The sequence below is a fragment of the Micrococcaceae bacterium Sec5.1 genome, assembly GCA_039636795.1.
Classification (GTDB): Bacteria; Actinomycetota; Actinomycetes; order Actinomycetales; family Micrococcaceae; genus Arthrobacter.
Map to the genome: position 1 here is coordinate 169,133 of CP143430.1, position 18,798 is coordinate 187,930.

At 62.2% G+C, this 18,798-nt stretch carries 18 protein-coding genes; 7 read left to right on the plus strand and 11 right to left on the minus strand.

What is annotated here, in order from left to right; all coding sequences use genetic code 11:
• Nucleotides 1-61 precede the first annotated feature (61 nt).
• From VUN82_00840 to VUN82_00870, 7 genes are all read right to left on the minus strand, one after another.
• Nucleotides 62-541 (minus strand): hypothetical protein, encoded by a 480-nt coding sequence (locus VUN82_00840; GenBank protein XAS72433.1) that lies wholly within the window; start codon nucleotides 539-541, stop codon nucleotides 62-64.
• A gap of 394 nt (nucleotides 542-935) precedes the next feature.
• The gene (locus tag VUN82_00845; GenBank protein XAS72434.1) at nucleotides 936-1,790 is read right to left on the minus strand and encodes an IclR family transcriptional regulator; all 855 of its coding nucleotides are present in this window, start codon (nucleotides 1,788-1,790) and stop codon (nucleotides 936-938) included.
• 105 nt (nucleotides 1,791-1,895) lie between these two features.
• The gene (locus VUN82_00850) at nucleotides 1,896-3,383 is read right to left on the minus strand and encodes an MFS transporter (GenBank protein XAS72435.1); all 1,488 of its coding nucleotides are present in this window, start codon (nucleotides 3,381-3,383) and stop codon (nucleotides 1,896-1,898) included.
• Nucleotides 3,384-3,525: 142 nt separating this feature from the next.
• A complete protein-coding gene (locus VUN82_00855; protein ID XAS72436.1) occupies nucleotides 3,526-4,350 on the minus strand; it encodes an SDR family NAD(P)-dependent oxidoreductase in 825 nt (274 codons plus the stop codon).
• A 114-nt stretch (nucleotides 4,351-4,464) separates the two neighbouring features.
• Nucleotides 4,465-5,271: an SDR family NAD(P)-dependent oxidoreductase gene (locus VUN82_00860; GenBank protein XAS72437.1), complete on the minus strand. Its 807-nt coding sequence runs from the start codon at nucleotides 5,269-5,271 to the stop codon at nucleotides 4,465-4,467.
• A 104-nt stretch (nucleotides 5,272-5,375) separates the two neighbouring features.
• On the minus strand, nucleotides 5,376-5,711 hold the full coding sequence (locus tag VUN82_00865; GenBank protein ID XAS72438.1) for a hypothetical protein: 336 nt from the start codon (nucleotides 5,709-5,711) through the stop codon (nucleotides 5,376-5,378).
• Between the two features lie 29 nt (nucleotides 5,712-5,740).
• The gene (locus tag VUN82_00870; protein ID XAS72439.1) at nucleotides 5,741-7,384 is read right to left on the minus strand and encodes an NAD(P)/FAD-dependent oxidoreductase; all 1,644 of its coding nucleotides are present in this window, start codon (nucleotides 7,382-7,384) and stop codon (nucleotides 5,741-5,743) included.
• Between the two features lie 175 nt (nucleotides 7,385-7,559).
• Here VUN82_00870 and VUN82_00875 point away from each other — a divergent pair, with 175 nt between their 5' ends.
• On the plus strand, nucleotides 7,560-8,501 hold the full coding sequence (locus VUN82_00875) for an SDR family NAD(P)-dependent oxidoreductase (protein ID XAS72440.1): 942 nt from the start codon (nucleotides 7,560-7,562) through the stop codon (nucleotides 8,499-8,501).
• 48 nt (nucleotides 8,502-8,549) lie between these two features.
• Here VUN82_00875 and VUN82_00880 read toward each other — a convergent pair whose 3' ends face one another.
• From VUN82_00880 to VUN82_00895, 4 genes are read right to left on the minus strand one after another with little or no spacing between them, the layout of a single operon-like run.
• Nucleotides 8,550-9,227: a TetR/AcrR family transcriptional regulator gene (locus tag VUN82_00880; protein ID XAS72441.1), complete on the minus strand. Its 678-nt coding sequence runs from the start codon at nucleotides 9,225-9,227 to the stop codon at nucleotides 8,550-8,552.
• 2 nt (nucleotides 9,228-9,229) lie between these two features.
• The gene (locus VUN82_00885; protein ID XAS72442.1) at nucleotides 9,230-9,718 is read right to left on the minus strand and encodes an HtaA domain-containing protein; all 489 of its coding nucleotides are present in this window, start codon (nucleotides 9,716-9,718) and stop codon (nucleotides 9,230-9,232) included.
• On the minus strand, nucleotides 9,715-10,338 hold the full coding sequence (locus tag VUN82_00890; protein ID XAS72443.1) for a carboxymuconolactone decarboxylase family protein: 624 nt from the start codon (nucleotides 10,336-10,338) through the stop codon (nucleotides 9,715-9,717). Before VUN82_00890 ends, VUN82_00885 begins: the two co-directional genes overlap by 4 nt.
• A gap of 16 nt (nucleotides 10,339-10,354) precedes the next feature.
• Nucleotides 10,355-11,110 (minus strand): SDR family NAD(P)-dependent oxidoreductase, encoded by a 756-nt coding sequence (locus tag VUN82_00895; GenBank protein ID XAS72444.1) that lies wholly within the window; start codon nucleotides 11,108-11,110, stop codon nucleotides 10,355-10,357.
• 239 nt (nucleotides 11,111-11,349) lie between these two features.
• On the opposite strand from VUN82_00895, the gene VUN82_00900 reads away from it, so the two are divergent.
• The 6 genes from VUN82_00900 to VUN82_00925 all read left to right on the plus strand — a co-directional run bounded on the left by VUN82_00900 (nucleotide 11,350) and on the right by VUN82_00925 (nucleotide 18,784).
• Nucleotides 11,350-12,183 (plus strand): IclR family transcriptional regulator, encoded by an 834-nt coding sequence (locus VUN82_00900; GenBank protein XAS72445.1) that lies wholly within the window; start codon nucleotides 11,350-11,352, stop codon nucleotides 12,181-12,183.
• A gap of 157 nt (nucleotides 12,184-12,340) precedes the next feature.
• Complete coding sequence (locus VUN82_00905) at nucleotides 12,341-13,570, plus strand: FAD-dependent oxidoreductase (protein XAS72446.1); 1,230 nt, start codon at nucleotides 12,341-12,343, stop codon at nucleotides 13,568-13,570.
• Between the two features lie 36 nt (nucleotides 13,571-13,606).
• Entirely contained in the window at nucleotides 13,607-13,930 is a 324-nt protein-coding gene (gene fdxA / locus VUN82_00910) for a ferredoxin (GenBank protein XAS72447.1), read from the plus strand.
• Between the two features lie 2 nt (nucleotides 13,931-13,932).
• Nucleotides 13,933-15,273, plus strand: coding sequence for an FAD-dependent oxidoreductase (locus VUN82_00915; protein XAS72448.1), 1,341 nt, complete (start codon nucleotides 13,933-13,935; stop codon nucleotides 15,271-15,273).
• A 16-nt stretch (nucleotides 15,274-15,289) separates the two neighbouring features.
• A complete protein-coding gene (locus tag VUN82_00920; GenBank protein XAS72449.1) occupies nucleotides 15,290-16,450 on the plus strand; it encodes a P-loop NTPase in 1,161 nt (386 codons plus the stop codon).
• Nucleotides 16,451-16,624: 174 nt separating this feature from the next.
• Nucleotides 16,625-18,784, plus strand: coding sequence for a glycogen debranching N-terminal domain-containing protein (locus VUN82_00925; GenBank protein XAS72450.1), 2,160 nt, complete (start codon nucleotides 16,625-16,627; stop codon nucleotides 18,782-18,784).
• The last annotated feature ends 14 nt before the right edge of the window (nucleotides 18,785-18,798 follow it).

An 18,798-nucleotide genomic window follows, 5' to 3' on the forward strand; every position in this document is an offset into this window, starting at 1 on the left:
TGCTAATTCCAATGCCCCCTTGTGTTTAATATCGGAAGCAAGATTCCATGATGCGAAAACTCTAAAGAAGTTGAAGTGGTTGGCAGCCTTCGGCGAGCACCTCCGCAGGCTTTGGCGTCGGCTTATGGAATGCATCAAGAAACAACCGGTAGGAGACGATGCCCGCATTTGCGGACCCGGTGGAGCAGCAGCATCGGTAGGCGTGCGTCATCCACGGGCCGGGCAGGAGCGCTCGAAGCCACGAGTCGCATTCGGTCAACGAGAGGGAGGCTTGGACTCCACTATCCCTGCGATGAGCAGCAACGGACACCGTGACGCAGGTCCCAGCCGGGGCTGGGCCGGGGGCGAACCATCCCCACTCCACAGTCTCCACGACGATCGTCACGTTGATGTTCTCGTTCTCGATCGATGGCGTGGGACCCAGTCGGTGATGCCGACGGCCGCTATGGATTGGCTCGCCCTGTGAAGATCGGCTTACTTCCTGGCGTAGTTCGTTCAGTTCGGCGGCATGTTTACTGCGGATCCTCGCACTGAGATCCATGATCAGGGTTTCCTCTGCTGCGGCAGGCGCTTCGGTGTCGACGGAAGGTCGGGGTGGCGCAACAGAAAACGTGTCACGAAGGGGCTGCTCAGACCGGTGCACAACACCTCCAGGACTCGACCATCAGCGCACGGGTGAGACGAGAATACCGGTCTAAAAATCAAATCGCCAGAGGAAGCCGCGTGAGGCATTGGCTACTATTTTGCATGGCTTCGGCCACGGCAGGCGCCTCTACCGCGACCTCAGTACACTCCTCATGGCGCTGGAGCTCATGCAGCAAAGACGCTCCTGCAGCGAAACTGCATCTCAGGTCCGTGCCCGGGGCCCCGGGCCGGAAGCCGCAGCCCGCCGTCGTGCATGTCCGCACGGGCACTGCGCGACTCAATGCGCTACCTTAGGCGACGCCGTTGGACTGCACCTTGTTAGGTTGGGGCCGAATGGCCACCCGGGAGCTTGCGATACGGTCGGTGAGGGCCGCAGCGGAGTCTTTGACGAGGCGCACGAGCTCGGATTCGGTGCCCAAATTGAAGCGACTCTCGGGGATCGTGATGCCGATATCACCGACGACGATGGTGCCCGAGAGCCCGAACACCGGGGCCGCGACGGAGATCGCACCCTCGATCCGCTCTCCGTGCGAGATGGCATAGCCATCCCGGCGGATTTCATCGAGTCGATCGCTGAGCTTGCCTGGGTCGACGCGGGTGCGTGCAGTCAATGCAGGGAGTGGGCCGTGGACGATCTCGTGCCGGGTCTCATCAGGTAGGAAGGCGAGTATCGCGAGCCCACTGGCGCCTGCGTGCAGAGGCAGCCAAGTATGCATCGGCAAAACGTAGCGCAGGGGGTGCGGGGATTCCACTGTGTGGGTGAACATCATCTGCTGGCGCTGTTCGTTGTAGACGCCGAAGAACGAAGACTCGCCTGTGCGCTCGGTGAGCTGACCGAGGATGTCCGTAGCCGCCTCCTCGAGCGGGAGACGGGCAGTCGTGGCCCAGGCAAGCCGCAGGAACTCGAGTCCGAGCCGATATGCGCCGTCGCGGGTGCGGCCAACCATCCCAAGCTTCTCCAGGTCGCCGAGCAGCCGATGGGCCGTACTCGCGCTGACACCCATGAGGGAGGCCAGCTCGCGAACGCCATAGGAGTCCTCGCCGGTGTCGACCATGAGGGTCAGCAGTTCGATCCCTCGCGCCAGCGGATGCCGTTGCCTGTCCGGCGACTGCTCCGAACCAGCAGTCGTTTCGTTTGTACTCATTGACCCTCCCGACTCACCGACGACGAAGTGCGAAGTCGTTCTGGATGAGTCTATTCAACAGGACACGCCTTCGGATGAAGAATTGCAGCATTGGGCGCGTGTGTGTCAGGGATGGGCAGACGCTTCCGCCTCTTGGGCTGGTTGTTCGGTTTCGGCGACCACCTCGATGACTGCGCCGCGCTGGTTCATGGGTATCGATTTCTTGATGGCCATGATGGCAGCCAATGCGGCTGCACCCGTGATGACGATGAAAATGATGCCGGCGTTCCATGAAGAAATAGTCGGTGCCGTGGTGCCGGGTACCGTGCTCGACGCCAACACGACACCGATGATCGCTGTGCCGATCGCACTGAAGAGGGTCCGACCCACAGTAAAGATCAGGCCGACGGCTTCGCTGGTGTCGCGGGCGGAAACGTTCTCCACGATGACGATGGGAATGCTGATCGTGAGGAACACTGTTCCGACCGAGCCAATCACGACTGCGACGATCGCAAGCGGGAGATTATGGGTCGAGAAGAAGAAACCGGAGTAGCCCAGGATTCCCAGGCCCGCACCCGAAGCGAGTATCACCTTTCCCCCGAGCCTTCCGGCGACCCGACCTGCGACGGGTGACAGGATGAATGCGATCGCCCCGGAGATCAGCCCATACAGGCCGGCTTGGGTCGGAGTCAGGCCGAGCCCGACAGGCAAATTCGCCGGGCTTTGCTGCAGGATGGGCGTGAGGAGACCGGGCGCCGTAAGGATGCCGAGCGATACAAAAGCGGTCACGATGAGAACAAGAACCAATGAACGCTCGCGGAACAGCCGCAGGTTGAACATCGGCTTCTTGATTCGCAGTTCCCAGATGATCCAGAACGTGAACAGCAGCGCGCCGACAACAATGAGGCCGACGACCAACGGGGTGGCGCCCTGAGTGCGCGACGTTGTGAATCCGTACAGGATTGCGGCAATTGCCGGGGCCATCAAGACACCGCCCAGCACATCCACTCGGCCGCGTTCGGCCACAGCGCCCACGGACCTGGGAAGTGCAAGTGCGACAAGGATCGCCACGACCGCCAGGATGGCCGAGGCGATGAACATGCTGCGCCAACCGCCCGCGGCGAGAAGGATGCCGGCAGCGACGCCTCCTATTGATCCGCCAATCAGGCCCATGCCCGATGTCAGGCTGATGAGCACCGACACTCGGGAAGGCGGCGCAACCTCGCGGGCGACGCCGATGAGCAGCGGAAAGAGACCCGCGCTGGTTCCCTGCAGCGCACGACCGATCAGCACTCCCTCGAGGTTGCCCATGATCACGCTGATGATGGGACCTGCAGCGGATATGAGCATCAGAATGATGAGGACCTTCTTCCGGCCATAAATATCGCCGAGCCGCCCCGCGATAGCCGCAGTGCCCGCGCCGACGAGCAGGAAAATGGTGACCACCCAGGAGATCGCTGATGCATCGGCATCGAAGGTAGCCATCAGGGTGGGGATGGCCACGTACATCATGGTCACTTCGAATATCGGGGTGAGTTCGATGACCATGAAGATCGCAACGATCAAGGCGAAGGGCCTGACCGCAATTGACCGTGTGGGATCGGTCGACAACATTTCATTCCTAACTACGTTGTTAGAGAGGGTGTTCGTTTTAGCGAAACGACAGTTTCGTTGTGTGGTCTTTCTCATGGTTTCACCGCCAAAGTGCTCTGTCAAGAGCCTGCGATTCGCTCGCCGAGGAGCTGCGGCGCGACTGTCACCGCGCCACTAGGCGAAGAGGCTGGTTGGATACTTCCTTGAGCAGGCGATCCACCGAGGGCCGGATCCGTACTAAAGGTTCGATGGCTGGAACTGCGTATAGAAAGTTGGCCTCCATGGCCGCTAGTGCGGCTTCTGCTACATCCAATGGGTCGATGGCCGTAACGGATGGAATGGAACTTTTTGCTGAGGACCCCCCGGCATTCTTAATTCCAGCGGTTGCAAGTGCCGCGCTCATGGGGGTGCGGACAATACCTGGGCAGAGGACGGTTGCGCTGACACCCGGCGCTGATGCCTCCAATTCCGCACGCAGCGTTTCCGTGAGTGCGACAACCGCATGTTTGGTGACGACGTAATCGGCAATGCCTGGAACGATGGACAGTCCCGACATGGAGGCAGTGTTCAGCACATGGCCATGCTTCTTTTCGACCAAGTGGGGCACGAATGCCCGGATCCCATGGATGACACTCCATAGGTTCAGGGAAAGGAGCCTTTGCCAAGCCTCCGCGCCGATCTCCCATGACGGGCGCTGATCATTGGCTGCCCCGACGTTGTTGCATACGAGGTCAAATGTTCCGAAGTGCTCAAGTGTTGCCCGTGCCAGGCTCTCGACCGATTCGGCATCGGTTACGTCGGTGGGGACGGCGAGGATTTCAGTACCCAGTGCTTTCAGGTCATTGCGGGTTGCCTCCAATCCGTCGGAGTCGATGTCGGCAATCGCGAGCTTGAGCCCGCGTGAAGCCAACGACAGCGCGAGCGATCTCCCAATTCCGCTTCCCGCCGCAGTTACTACGGCCACATCGCCTGGCTTGAAACTGGTCATATCGTCGACCTTTCTGTGCTGTTGTCTGTTCGGGAACGCGAGTTCTGTTACGGCCCGAACTGTTATTTGGGCCAGCGACAGGTGCTGCTCCAACGGCGGGCCGGATGTGGTTCATTACCCGGTGAATGCGCCACCGTTGACACCCATCGTTTGCCCCGTGATGAATGAGGCCTCGTCCGAGCAGAGAAAGGCGCAGGAAGCTGCGATGTCCGTGCCCGTGCCGATGCGCCCGACGGGAAGGCTTTGCCCCAGGACATCGCTGGGGGGAAGTTTCCCTGCCGCCTGCTTCTTGCGAACGCTCGGCGTGTCGATGGCAGAGGGCGCGATGGTGTTGACGGTGAGGCCTGAGGACGCGTATTCGAGAGCCAAGGTCTTCGTCAATGCGATCACGCCGCCCTTCGACGCGGAATAGGACGCCATGGTGGGGGCTCCGACCTGGGCGGCCATGGAAGAGATCAGGACCACCCTGCCCCATTTGGCATCCACCATGTCTTTGATGACGGACTGGATGCAGTTGAACGTTCCGGTCAGGTTTATGGCTAGAATGCGGTTCCAGGATTCTGCGGTGATATCGGCAAAAGGCTCCTGGACGGCGACGGCCGCACTGCAGATCAACACTCCTATGGCGCCGAGTTCATCCCGGATGTTCTCGATGGCATTGTCGACTTGGGCTCGATCGCTAACGTCAACCTGGTAGCCCAGGGCCCGGGCTCCAGCCGCGGATAGCTCCTTGGCCACGAGCTTGGCGCCCTCGCCGTCCACATCCAGGACTGCGACGGCGTAACCCTCATCAGCCAGTCGCGTGGAAACTTCGCGGCCGATGCCGGATGCTCCTCCGCTGACGACCGCGACTCGCCTTACCGCCCCGCCCTGGCCAGCCCGCTCGGCCGGTCGGGCTAACTGCTGCTTTGAAGTAACCATGGTTCTCTCCTGTGATTCAGATCTGTGATGCGGTTCGTCCATGAACGCGAGTGGCTGTCTGCTTTCTCAGTGAAGTCTTCGAGACGCAGACCATGCCGCAGGTCCTAGGGGAGGATGGGGTTTCCTTCAGCTACGAAGGGCACGAAAACCATGCTGCTGAGATCGAGGTCCGGGCTCATGCCGAGACCAGCCCCGAAGAGCAGGTCCCGGGCGGAGGAGGCCGACCCCTCAACTTCGTAGATCGTTGCGTACTGGTGGGAAACCGAAGCGGGCTCTTCGGAGGCTGTGCGGTAGCGCTGTGCGGCGATAAAACCGGGAAGTTCAAGCACCTGAGGTATGTGTGTGTCCCAGTACCATGTGCGGAACACGTCGTCCCGTTCTTCCACGGGATTAACGAGCGCCAGTAACATCTCGCGCGGGGGCAGCAGTTCTTCAGTCATTTCAGTCTCCATTTCGGGCGGAACGGTCGTCAGCTAGCGCTGATGCTTTCGCGTATGGTCGACAGCGCACCGTTGTAGTCCCCGGTTGCGGTCATCTCACCCAGGATTTCGTGCAGCTTGGCGCGACCTCCCGGGTTGAGCAGGAACTTTCGCACTTTGCCCTCGACGTTCGCGCCGTAGTAGTGGCTGTGCTCTGCCGAGAAGATGGATTTGGGCGCCAGTGTCTCGATCATGGTCATCCACGTTTCCTGCTGTTCGGCGGTCGGTTCGAAGCGTTCATAGCCGTGTCCGCGTGCGTGGATAAGCGTGCCGATGATCCAGTCGATCTGATCCTGCGAGTACCGCGGGTAGTTGCCTCCGCCGGCGCCGTGCGGCCCGCCGGGGAAGAAGAAGTTTGGCAGCTGGTGGGCGCTGAACCCGCCGAAGTCCGTGGGCCCCTCTTCCCAGTCCGTGCTGAGGTCCAGGCCGTCGAGGCCCTTGATGCCCATGCGTGTGAGCGCACCGGTGCCGAAGTCGAAGCCTGTTGCGAAGACGATGATGTCATACTCGCGGTGTCCCTCGGTCGTTTCGATACCCGTCGTGTCGATCCGCGCGATCGGCGTCTCCCTGAGCGCGATCAGCGAGGCCGCCGGATTGTTGAATGACTCGTAGTAGTTGGTGACGAACGGAGGGCGCTTCGCGCCAAACAGATGGTCCTTCGGGATCAGCCTTTCGGCCGTAACTGGATCCTTGACGATGCTGCGGACCTTGTTGGCGAGGAAGTCGCAGAATTCGAGGTTGACGTCGCGGTTGGTAGTCATGTCGTAGTAGTTGGAAGTTAGCTTGGCGAAGCCCGGGCTGTTCCAGATCTTCTCGTAGAAGGCCTGCCGTTCTTCGAATGAGTCGGCGGTGGAGAACTTGCCGGCGGGCTCGTGCAGGAAGCCGGTTGGGTTTGCCGCGGACCCGAGTTTCGCGGCGATCCCGTCGAAGTTCTTGCGGAGCCACGTGGTGCGCTCGTCGCTGATGACCCCGTTGTTCAGTGGGGTGGTCCAGGTTGGCGTGCGCTGATAGAGGTCCACGGTCTCAACCAAGTCGACGATCGCGGGAAGAATCTGGGCTCCGCTCGGTCCGTTGCCGATGATGGCGACGCGCTTGCCCGTGAAATCGACCGGCGTATGCGGCCACGCGCCGGTGTGGTAGGCCTGGCCCCTGAAGTCCTCAAGGCCCTTCAAGTCTGGGTAGTTCGGCACGGAGAGGCCGCCGGTCGCCGAGATGACCCAGCGTGCCCGGACAGTTTCGCCCTTCTCAGTGGTCACCGTCCATGTGGTCTCTGCCTCGCTCCACAGTGCCGATACGACCCTCTGGCCGGTCCGGATGTGCCCGCGGAGGTCGAAATGGTCCACCACGAAGTTGAGGTAGCGCTCGATTTCGGGCTGGGTGGCGAACTCTTCCTCCCAGCGCCACTTCTCGAAGAGCTCTTTGGAATGGATGTATCCGTACGTGTAGCTCTCGGAATCGAAGCGCGCGGACGGGTAGCGGTTCCAGTACCAGACGCCGCCGACGCCGTCACCCGCTTCCAGCGTCTGGGCCGAGAACCCGGCCTCAAGCGCACGCTGCAGCGCGTAGATGCCCACGACGCCAGCCCCGATTACAAGTACTTCGACGTCGATGTCGCTGCTGGTCTGTTCTGCCATTGACTTCACTCCTACTCGGGCGGCGCCACCATGGCCTCCGCAGGATGTAATTCAAGCACTGGTGCTCAATTAATGCAATGGAGGCTCTAAATTCGCGTAAGTTTAGACAAAGTTGCCATTGCCATATTTGAGCGGGCGTGATGAAATTTGTTGACTCATACTTCAAAGGAGAACCATGAACGCCACCCCTGACCTACGATTCGACGGACGTGTTGCCATAGTTACAGGAGCTGGCCGCGGCCTTGGCCGCGCCCACGCCCTGCTGCTCGCCGAGCGCGGTGCCAGGGTCGTCGTGAATGACCTCGGAGGGTCGAAGGAGGGCGAAGGCAACGACGCCGGGCCCGCGAACGAGACCGCAGCGGAAATCGTCGCGGCGGGTGGCATCGCCGTAGCCGACACGAACGACGTAGGCAGTGAAGCAGGTTGCCATGCGCTCGTCGAGACCGCGATCCGTGAGTTCGGCCGCATCGACATCGTCGTGAACAACGCGGGTATCTCGCGCTGGGCGACCTTCCCGGAAGCTGACGCCACAAACCTTGAGCTCACGCTCGACGTGCATCTGCGCGGCACCTGGCACACGACCCGGGCAGCCTGGCCCTACATGGAGGAGCAAGGCTATGGGCGGGTCATCACCACAACATCAACCGGAATGCTGGGTCTGCCGGACAACCTTGCCTATGCCACCGCGAAGGGGGCCCTCATAGGTTTCACCCGCAGCCTGGCTTTGGCAGCAGCCCCGAAGGGTATCCTCGTCAACTGCGTCGCACCGAACTCGGTGACCAGACCGAGCCTTTCGGCCGACAAACCGAATATCGTCACCGCCAATGAAGCGGATTCAGCCCGCCTCCAGGCGATGCAGACCGACCTCGTCTCGCCAATGGTGGCCTACCTCGCCCACGAGTCGTGCGAGGTGAACGGCGAGATCCTCGTTGCCGGCGCCAAGCGTTTCGCCCGCTGGTTCATGGGGTTCACGCCGGGCTGGCTCGACGAAAGCGACGGAGTTCCCACCATCGAAGACGTCGTGTCCCACTGGGACGAGATCAACGACCGGGATGGCTACTACATACCTACGGGCACCTACGATTGGGGCTCAAAGTTTATGGCGCACCTGGCCTGAGTTTAAACACCAAAATCGGGGCCGGCATTTCCATGCTGGCCCCGATTTCTATGTATCGGAGTCACGCTCCGCGAGCGGCGCTGAAAGCCCTGCACTCAGGAAGGTAATGAGGTCGGAGATGAGTGCTTCGATCCCTGCCGGAAGGTGTTCCCGTTTGCGCTGGGCGGTATGGTATCGAGCCAGCGCATGTACAGCGCTGGTCAACGTAACCCACCATCGCTCGTCCAGGACCGATTCCGGAATCCCGGGGACGAGCTTGCCGAGCAGAGTGCGCAACGTGACAACCGCGGCGCCGACACGCACCCCAACGAGCCCTTCATAGCCCCCTTCTTCGGTGATGTAGAGGGAGAGGAAGGGGAGGTAGTGGTTGTCCGGCTGGAAGTGAATTGCGAGCGGGCGCACGAAGGCGCTGACCACGTCGGATACGGTGGGAGTTGTTTCGCTCAACATGAGGCCGGCGACCATTTCGGTACGGCTTACTTCACTCTCCCCGCCGCGGTATTCCATAATCGCCTTCACGATTTCGTCGCGCTCGCCGAAGTGGTATTGCACGGCTGCGTGGTTGCGCTGGCCGGCGGCTTTGCCGATGTCACGCAGTGGCACCGCCGAGATGCCGTGTTGTGCGAAAAGCCGCTCTGCCTCTGTGATGATCCGTTGGCGTGTTGCCTGTCCCCGTACATTTTTCCGCTCGCCGGATGACCTGGAGGCAACTGAAGTTTGAGACATGCCTATGAGTCTAGTGAGACGCGAACCTTGAGCGGAGCCATGTCGGTCCCCGCGGGGTAAACGCCGCCGAACAGTTCGACACCGCTTTCCAAGAGATGGACATCGTTCATCGTCCAGGTCAGGTCCACGTCGTTGTGCTCAGGCTCTTCCGTGCCGGTCGCAGCAATGAGGGTGGTGGTGCCGTCAACATCGGTGCGGGCGGACAGAACTCCGCCCTCGGGTCCGGCGACAAGTTCGGGATCGGCGATGAGGACGTCGAGGAAACCGTGATGCGCCTCAAATCGCACGGAACCTGCGAAAGACAGGCGCCATTGCCCTTCCTTTTGCGCCGCGCGGCGCAGCGGGAACGTGATGGCGCCGTCCGTGGTGACGGCGGCGCCACCCTCCACCGTGTACGAGCCGCGGGCAATGACGGTGACATAGCGCAGCAATGAATCGCGGACCGCCCATGTGAGCAATCCGCGATTCACGGCGTCGTGCAATTCCGTCATTTGCCCAGCTCGGGGGAGTGGCTGTCAGGGAAGCCCTCCATGCCGGCCTCGAGTTCGAGGCCCATGGTCCGGAACACCATGCAGTGGAAATCGTAGGTACCCACTGTGAACAACAGATCGATCAGTTGCTGGCGGTTGAACCGCTCTTCGAGCGCCCGCCAGGTCTCGTCGCTCACGTTCTTGTCGCGGCACATCTCGTCGATCGCACGTACGAGCACGGAGTCATCCTCGGACCACAGGGCCGCATCGGGTCCCTCGGCCAACGCGGCGATTTCATCGTCCGTGAGGCAGCCCGCGGCCCTGCTCATGCGCACGTGCTGCGCCCACTCGTACTCGCCGTAGCCAAGCCAAGTAGTGCGAATGATGGTGATCTCTCGAATACGGTCGCCAAGGCTCGAGTTCCGAAGGTGGTTCGAGTACGGCATCCACCCGCGCATCAGCTCAGGATGCCACGCATAGATACCGAGGATGTTCGATTTCGGCCTGGTGTCGGGGGTGAGCTGCGGGGCGGCTTGGCCACCGGCGCCGTGCGTGGCGAGCACGCTCAATGCGTTATCAACCTCGGCATCCCAGTCTTCGGTTGGGCGGGGGGAAATTCGGGGTTGGGTTAGCTGTGTCATCTCTGTCCTCCTGTTTTCATGCGATGAAAGATCCGCCATTGACGCTGATGGTCTGGCCAGTCACGTACGAGGCGTCATCGGAGGCCAAGTAAGAGACAGCGGCGGCGATGTCCGCGCCGGTACCCATGCGGCCCACAGGGATGTATTTCGCCATGTCAGCGACTGATGGCATGGTGCCGGCTGCCCGCTTCCTCTCCACGCTCGGGGTGTCGATCGACGACGGAACCACCGTATTAACCGTCACTCCGGACTTGGCAAATTCCACTGCCAACGCTTTGGTCAACGCCAGCTGACCGCCCTTGGATGCGGCGTAGTGCGCCATTCGCGGTGCACCGCGCTGGGCGCTCGACGACGAAATCAGCACGACACGGCCTTTGCCTGCCTCGAGCAGGTCCGGCATGCCGGATTGCACGAGGTTGAAGGTACCCGTGAGGTTGATATGCAGGGTCTGGTTCCACTGCTCAAGCGTCATGTCAAGGAATGGCTGCTGCGGCGCAACGGCTGCGTTGGCCACGATCACCGACAGTGGGCCGAGATCGGCCCGGATAGCGGCAAGTGCAGCGTCTACTTGTTCACGGTCGCTCACGTCGGCCTGGTATCCGCGGGCGATGCCCCCCGTCTCTTCGATCCCGGCAGCGGCCTTCTCGGCCGCACCCTCGGTGCGCGTGAGGATAGCGACCGCGAAGCCGTCCTTCGCAAGCCTCTCTGCGATCGACAGACCAATGCCTGCCGCTCCTCCTGAGATGACTGCGACGCGCCCTGCCCCGCTCATTGGATCTCCTTGCGGATGAAGCGCGTGCTTTTCTTTGTGGTCATGGTTTGTCCCTATTCCTTGCCTGGCGGACTGCTGAGGCGAGGCGGGCGTGCCGCCACGCCTTCCTGTGATGCTCCGCATGCGCTACTGTTTTCTACAACTGAACAGACGTTCCGTTCTCGGGAGATTTTAGAATCGCATGTCCCGAAGATGGATGTCAAGCCACTGCAAGTGGCCATAAAACGGGATGGTGAGCGATGGGTAGTGCGGCAGGAAACAGCGATCGAGAGGCCGTCGACGGGCTACGCCGCAGGCACCCTTTGGCCCGCGGCATTGAATTGCTCACGCTCATGACTGACAGTGACCACGATGTCCACGGAGTGCGGGAATTGGCGGGCCGTCTTGAGGTAAGTCCAAGCACCGCGCATCGCCTCATCGCAGATCTTGAAAAGCTGGGGCTTGTCAGCCGCACGGCCAATGGTTCGTATCGGCTGGGTCTTGAATACCTGCGTCTTGCGTGGACGACGACGGAACGGTATCCGATCCAGGAGGTGTCGAGGGATACTCTGCAGGAGCTCACGGAGCAGAGTGGCGAGTCATCATTCTTCGCCGTCTTTGGCGAGCAGCGGCTGAAGATGATGTTTGCGCTCGTGGTGGAGTCGTCGCACCCCCTGCGCTACACACTGCCCCTGCGCCAGCAACTCCCGCTCCACGCCGGTGCGAGCGGTTTGGCGATCCTCGCGTTTCTGCCGGCGCAGATCCAAGCCAGCGTTGCGCATGGCAGGCTGCACCCGGCCACCGATCGCACACTGGTTCGGTCGGAGAGCCTCCTCGACAGGCTGGCCATTATCAGGAGTGACGGGTACGCGATTACCCACGGTGAGCGTATTGAGGGGGCCATCGCAATCGCTTCGCCGGTCTTCGGGCCATCGGGCACTGTGGTCGGTTCGGCGGGGATCTCCCTTCCCGAGGCGCGCTTCAACGCCGCGCATACGTCGTCGCTCGCGGGCCTGGTCAAGCAGTCCGCGCGCCAGATCACCGACTACCTCACTGGCGCTCGGGATCCACGCACCGGCATCGCGCGGAAGTAGTCAAGGCGTCCTTGACATGGGTTCGGAGCTAAGCTCATACTGATCCTGTTGCGTTGAAAGAATCAACTGTTCGATTCAACGAAAAGCTAACGTACGAGAAGTATCGCGAGGCCAATCCAAACCCCCTCGCGATCCCTGACTACACCGAGGATCAACGATGACCCAAGCAAGCGCCGACCGCCACGTAGTCATTGTGGGCGCGTCCTTGGCCGGAACACGCGCGGCCGAGGGCCTGCGCAATCTTGGCCACACCGGCCGCATCACGCTGATCGGGGCCGAGTCCGAGTTGCCGTACGACCGCCCGCCCCTGTCGAAAGACCTGCTCACGTCCGATTGGTCCGATGAGTCTGTCGAGTCGTTTCGCCTGGCCACCAAAGCCAGCCTCGAAGGTGCCGGCATCGAGCTCGAGCTGGGTGTCGCCGCAGCCGGGCTGGACGTCGCCAAACGCAGCGTAATTCTGGCCGATGGCACAATCATCAGCTACGACCTCGTTGTCATCGCGACAGGTGCAGCCGCCAGGCCTTCGCCTTGGCGCCCCGGGACCGGTGTTTATCAACTCAGAACGCTTGAAGACTCGCGAGCCATTGCCGCCCGCTTGAAGCTCGGCGAGCCCGTCGTCGTGGTCGGCGGCGGTTTCATCGGCACAGAGATCGCTGCGGCCGCGGTCGGCTTTGGCTGCGACGTCACAGTGGTGGACCCCGTTTCCGAGCCGATGGCGCGTATCGTCGGTCCTGAGATCGCCCGCAGCCTCGTCGAACTGCATCACCGGCACGGGGCCCAAACCCGGTTCGGCGTCGGCGTCGCCGACATCCAGGGCAAGGACGGTGAACTTACAGTCATCCTCGACGACGGCACTCGCCTTGAGACCTCGACGGCGGTAGTAGGCATCGGCTCGATCGCATCGACCGAATGGCTCGCGAGTTCCGGTCTCACGCTCGACAACGGCGTAGTAACGGACGGCTTCCTCCGCGCCGTAGGAGTCGATGACGTCTATGCGATCGGCGACGTGGCGCGCTGGCCCCACCCCGGCCGCGGCGTGCAGGTTCGTGCCGAGCACTGGACCAATGCCAGCGACCAGGCGCGTTATGTTGCCACCGCCATCACCCAAGGGGTCGATGAGCCCTATGACTCCACGGATTACGTGTGGTCGCACCAGTACGACTGGAAGGTCCACACCATCGGCTGGCGTCACCCCGGGGGCAGCTCCACTATCGTCGGCGACCTCGCCAAAGGAGGGAAAACCGCGGTGATTCACAGCGACGCGAATGGAGACGTCTGTGGTGCGGTCACCGTGAACTGGCCACGCGGGCTCAACCTGGCCCGCAGGCTCTTCGCCAGCGGGGAGTCCGCAGAGACAATCGTCGAAAAACTTGGGCAGCTGGCCTGACGGCCGCGCTGTCAGTGTGTAGAGAGGAAACGAACCATGGTCTATGTGATTGCTGACGCCTGCGTCGACATTCAGGACAAGAGCTGCATGCAGGAGTGCCCTGCCGACTGCATCTTCGAGGGGGGACGGATGACCTACATCAACCCCGACCTCTGCATTGACTGCGGGGCCTGCATGACGGCCTGTCCCGTGGATGCCGTGTTCTACGAGGCCGAACTTCCGGCCGACAAGGAGGACTACCTAGGAATCAACGAGCGCTTCTTCGAAGAGGTAGAGACGCCGAAGAGCGGCCGGAAGGCCGGCAAGATCGACTATGACGTCGACGTTATTGCCGCTCTTCCGCCGCGAACAGGAGCCTGAACATGACTGCCCTGCGCGTCGCCGTCGTCGGTTCCGGCCCGTCGGGGGCCTATTGCGCCCAACTGCTGACCGAAGAGTCCGGGTCGCCGGTTGAGGTGGACGTCTTCGAGCGCCTGCCGGCACCGTTCGGCCTGGTTCGCTACGGTGTCGCACCCGACCACCCCCGCGTCAAGTCGATAACCACCTCGTTCGCCGAAGTGTTCGACGAGACCCCGGGTATACGCTTCCTCGGCAACGTGCAGGTGGGCACAGATATTACGCTCGATGAGCTCCGCGCGAATTACGACGCCGTAGTGTTCGCGAGCGGGGCGCAGGTTGACCGGAACCTCGGCATCCAGGGCGAGGACCTGGCTGGTGTGCACGGGGTCCGCGAATTCGTGTCGTGGTACCAAGGCCACCCCGACACCAAGACCGATGCCTTCGCCCTCAACGGAAAGCGTGCGGTCATCATTGGCATGGGCAATGTCGCACTCGACGCAGCACGCATGCTTGCCCACACCCCAGAAGCACTCCGGGCTACAGACGTGCCCGAGCACATCGTTGACGCCTTCGCAGCGAGCACATACCGCGAGATCGTGGTGATCGGCCGCCGTGGCCCCGCGTTCGCGAAGTTCACGAACAAGGAGTTCATCGAGCTGCTGGAGGTCGATAGCTGCGACGTCGTCATCGATCCCGCCGACCTCGAGCTCGACGCCCAGCAACAGGCACACGCCGACGCCGACCCGGCAGCAAGGCGGTTGCTCGCCACGTTCGCGAAGGCAGCCGAACGCGGCGTTCTCGGGCGTAACACAGCCATCCGCTTCCTTTTCGACTGCACACCCGTCGAACTGATCGGCGAGGAATCCGCGTTGGCCATCCGCCTGGCAAAGACCAGCGACCCCAACATCACGGAAATCCTGGAAACCGACCTCGTCCTCCGCTCGGTCGGATATCGGGGCGCAGCGATCGACGGCCTGCCCTTTGACGAGAAGTCCGGCACCATTGCGCACCTCGACTCGCGCGTCGCCGACGGCCGGAATGTATTGCCAGGCGTGTATGTAGCCGGCTGGATCAAGCGAGGCCCCTCGGGTGTCGTTGGCACGAACCGCCGCTGCGCGTCCGAGACTGTGACCTCGATCCTCGCAGACGTCGCCGCACCGGGCTGGACATCCACGGCGACCCCAGCTGCCGTCGTCGACGAGCTGTTGCGCTCGCGCGGCGTGGACGTTGTCGATTGGACCGCATGGCAGTCTCTCGAGCAGGCCGAGTTCGCGGCGGGTGAGGCGGTGGGTCGCGAACGCGTCAAGCTGCACGACCGCGCCGAGATGCTCCGCGCCGCAGGCGTCGGGGTTGGGGTCGACTGAGGGAGCAACGCAAGATATGGATAGCTTCTCTTCAGGCCTCGCCGCTGCGGTGCGCGAGGCCGTGGGGCGGGTGAGCGATCCCGAATTGCGTCGCCCCTTGGCCGAACTCGGCATGATTAAGGGCGTCGAGGTCACGGGCGGTGTCGCCGTCATCGGCATCGTGCTGACCATCTCGACGTGCCCCGCCGCTGCCCGCATTGAGCGGGACGTGCGGGCGGCGGCCACCGCCGTCGGCGGCGTCAAAGAGGTGGTCATCAACGTCGGTGTCATGACCGCGGAGGAGCGCAATGCTCTCACGGCCAAGCTGCGGGAGGGACGGGGCCAATCAAGTATGCCTTTCACCGCAGAATCGCTCACGCGCGTTATCGCGGTATCCAGCGGCAAGGGCGGCGTGGGTAAGTCCACCGTCACCACGAATCTCGCCGCGGCCATGGCTGCGCGGGGGCTGAGCGTCGGGATCATCGACGCCGACGTACACGGATTCTCAGTCCCGGGACTCCTTGGACTCTTCGACAATCAAGGCAAGATCATCAGGCCCACCCGCATAGACAATCTTGTACTGCCGCCTGTTGCGCACGGTATCAAGGCCGTATCGATCGGCATGTTCCTCCCGGAGGGTGCCGAGGACACTGCTGTGTCATGGCGGGGTCCCATGCTGCACCGCACGCTCGAGCAGTTCCTCACCGATGTCTACTTTGGGGACCTCGACGTGCTGCTGATCGACTTGCCGCCCGGAACCGGCGACATCGCAATCTCCCTGGGGCAGATCCTGCCACACGCGGAAGTGCTCGTCGTTACGACGCCGCAGCCAGCGGCCTCTGGTGTTGCGGTCCGGAGCGGCATGCTGGCACGCGAGTTCGACCAGCGCGTCATCGGGGTGGTCGAAACAATGTCGCCCATGCGGTTCGCCGACGGCAGCGCCTTTGAGCCGTTCGGTGTTGGCGGCGGGGCGGCAGTCGCGGCGAGGCTCTCCGCCCTTGGCGGTAACGTGCCTCTGCTCGCCTCAATCCCCTTCAGCAATGGGCTGCGCGCCGGCGGTGATACCGGAGTGCCTGTAGCCGCAGCCGACCCCGAAGATCCCGCGGCCCGGGCGTTCACTGATCTCGCCGAAAGGCTGGTTGTGAGCCCGCGCGGACTGTCCGGACGCAGGCTCCCGCTCTCTCCGGTCACTGCTTAGTTGAGATCGAAAGGGGTTTAACTGTTCCGCAGCCTATTCATGGGACCTCCTGGCTGAAAGGGCTTTATGGCGGGTGGAGAAGACACGGCGTAGTGTCATGTTCAACGACGAACCTTGGGACCGGCACTCATATCCGGCAACCGCTTGTCGGGTTAATTCGCTGCAGGGGCAGGAATGGCTGGATGGAATGCTGATACGGCGGCCGGACCGCTGGGAGCCGGGACTGTCACCTTGGTTGAGGGATCCTCCTTCTGCATCTCCCTGCCAAACGGAAACATGCATCCCGAATTACCCCACGGTGTCTTCTTTCAGGACACGCGCATTCTGTCTGGCTGGAGTCTCACCGTCAACGGCCAGCCGCTTGAGCCGCTGGCGGCGGAGACCAAGGAACCCTACCGTGCGCAATTTGTGAGCCGCGTTCCCCGAACAGATGGATATGCGGACAGCACGCTGATTGTGGAGCGCCTACGCGAAGTGGGTGCCGGCATCCAGGAACAAGTCACTGTTCGGAACTACTCAGCGCAAGCTGCTGAATGCCTTATCTCCGTGAGGACTGAAGCGGATTTCGCCGACCTCTTCGAGGTTAAGGAGGCCCGGATCCAGCGCCGCTGGGACGAAACACGGCAAGCTGACGGTGATTCCTTGATCATCCAGGCTATTTGGCAAGACGTCCGGAAGGCCATTCTTGTCCGGGCCCCGGGGGCCAATGTAGGGCACGACGGCCTTGAGTATCGCATATCCATCGCCCCGCATGGCCTTTGGAGCGCGATCCTGACCGTAGTCCCCGTTATCGAGGGCGCTGGCCCCGCGACGCCATTCGTGCATCATGACGGGAACGGACTGTCCCCGCGGGACCGGCGCCACCAAGAATGGGTGGCCAAAATTCCTGTGGTAAAGATGGGAAACCGATCCATCGAACGGACTTTGCAGCGAAGTTACGACGACTTGGGCGCCCTTCGCATCGAAGACCCGAACTATCCGGAGCGCGTCGTAGTGGCTGCGGGGGCGCCGTGGTTTATGACGCTGTTCGGCCGTGACTCGTTGTGGGCTTCGGAAATGTCGTTGCCCGTGGACCCGTCCTTGGCGCTGGGCACCTTGCAGACACTGGCTGACCGCCAGGGCACCGAAGTGGATCCGATAAGCGAGGAGGAACCGGGCAAGATCCTGCACGAAGTCAGGCTCGATGTCTCCAGCGGGCTATCTTTGGGTGGCAAATCCATCTACTACGGCAGTGTGGACGCCACTCCGCTGTTCGTGATTGTGCTTGCCTCTGTTAGCCGCTGGGGATTCGCAGCGGAAACCATTTCGGCACTGCTGCCCCACGCCGACCGAGCGCTGGAGTGGATCCAGGATTACGGTGACAAGGACGGCGACGGGTTCGTCGAGTATGAACGTCTCAACGATCACGGGCTGATCAATCAGGGCTGGAAAGACTCCTGGGACGGGATCAACTTCGCGGACGGCACGATGGCGGAGGGCCCGATCGCACTGTGCGAGGTCCAGGCTTACGTCTATGCCGCGTATATAGCGCGCGCATGGATGGCGAGTGAAGCAGGCGACGCGACTCTGGCGGCCCGGCTCATTGATCGCGCCGCGCGATTGAAGAAGCAGTTCAACGAGCAGTTCTGGATGCCTGAGCGCGGTTACTACGCCATCGCCCTGGATGGTAAGAAACGCCAAGTGGATGCCTGTGCGTCCAACATGGGCCACTGCCTATGGCCCGGCATAGTCGATGACGACAAGGCACCGCTCGTGGCTGAGCGCCTGATGTCCCCGGAAATGTTCAGCGGCTGGGGGGTGCGAACGCTGGCCACCGATATGGGCGCATACAACCCCGCCAGTTACCACAACGGCTCGGTGTGGCCGCATGATAATGCGATCATCGCGGCTGGCTTGGTGCGTTACGGCTTCGTCGCCGAGGCGCAGCGGATCGCCACGGCACTGCTCGAGGCGGCCGAGTTTTCGGACGGCCGGCTACCGGAGTTGTTCTGCGGCTTTACCCGGGACGAGGTGGTGGCCAAGCCGGTTCCGTACCCCACCGCCTGCTCACCGCAGGCCTGGGCGGCCACCACCCCAATCCGGCTGGTCACGAGTCTGATGCGGTATGACGCCCATGTTTCCCGCGGTAGCTTGTGGATGGATCCCGTATTCCCGGAGTCCTTCGGCGACCTGCACATCACCAATGCCCCCTTGGCTGGGGGCCGGATCACCATCGACGTTGCCGGTTCAACGGCATCTGTCCGTGGTCTGCCCGAAGGGATGACTTTCCATCAAGGGCGCCGTCCGTGGCTGGCCGAACTCATGGAAGAAGCCAAGCCGCCCCTGGACACTTAGCACCGGGACCCTTG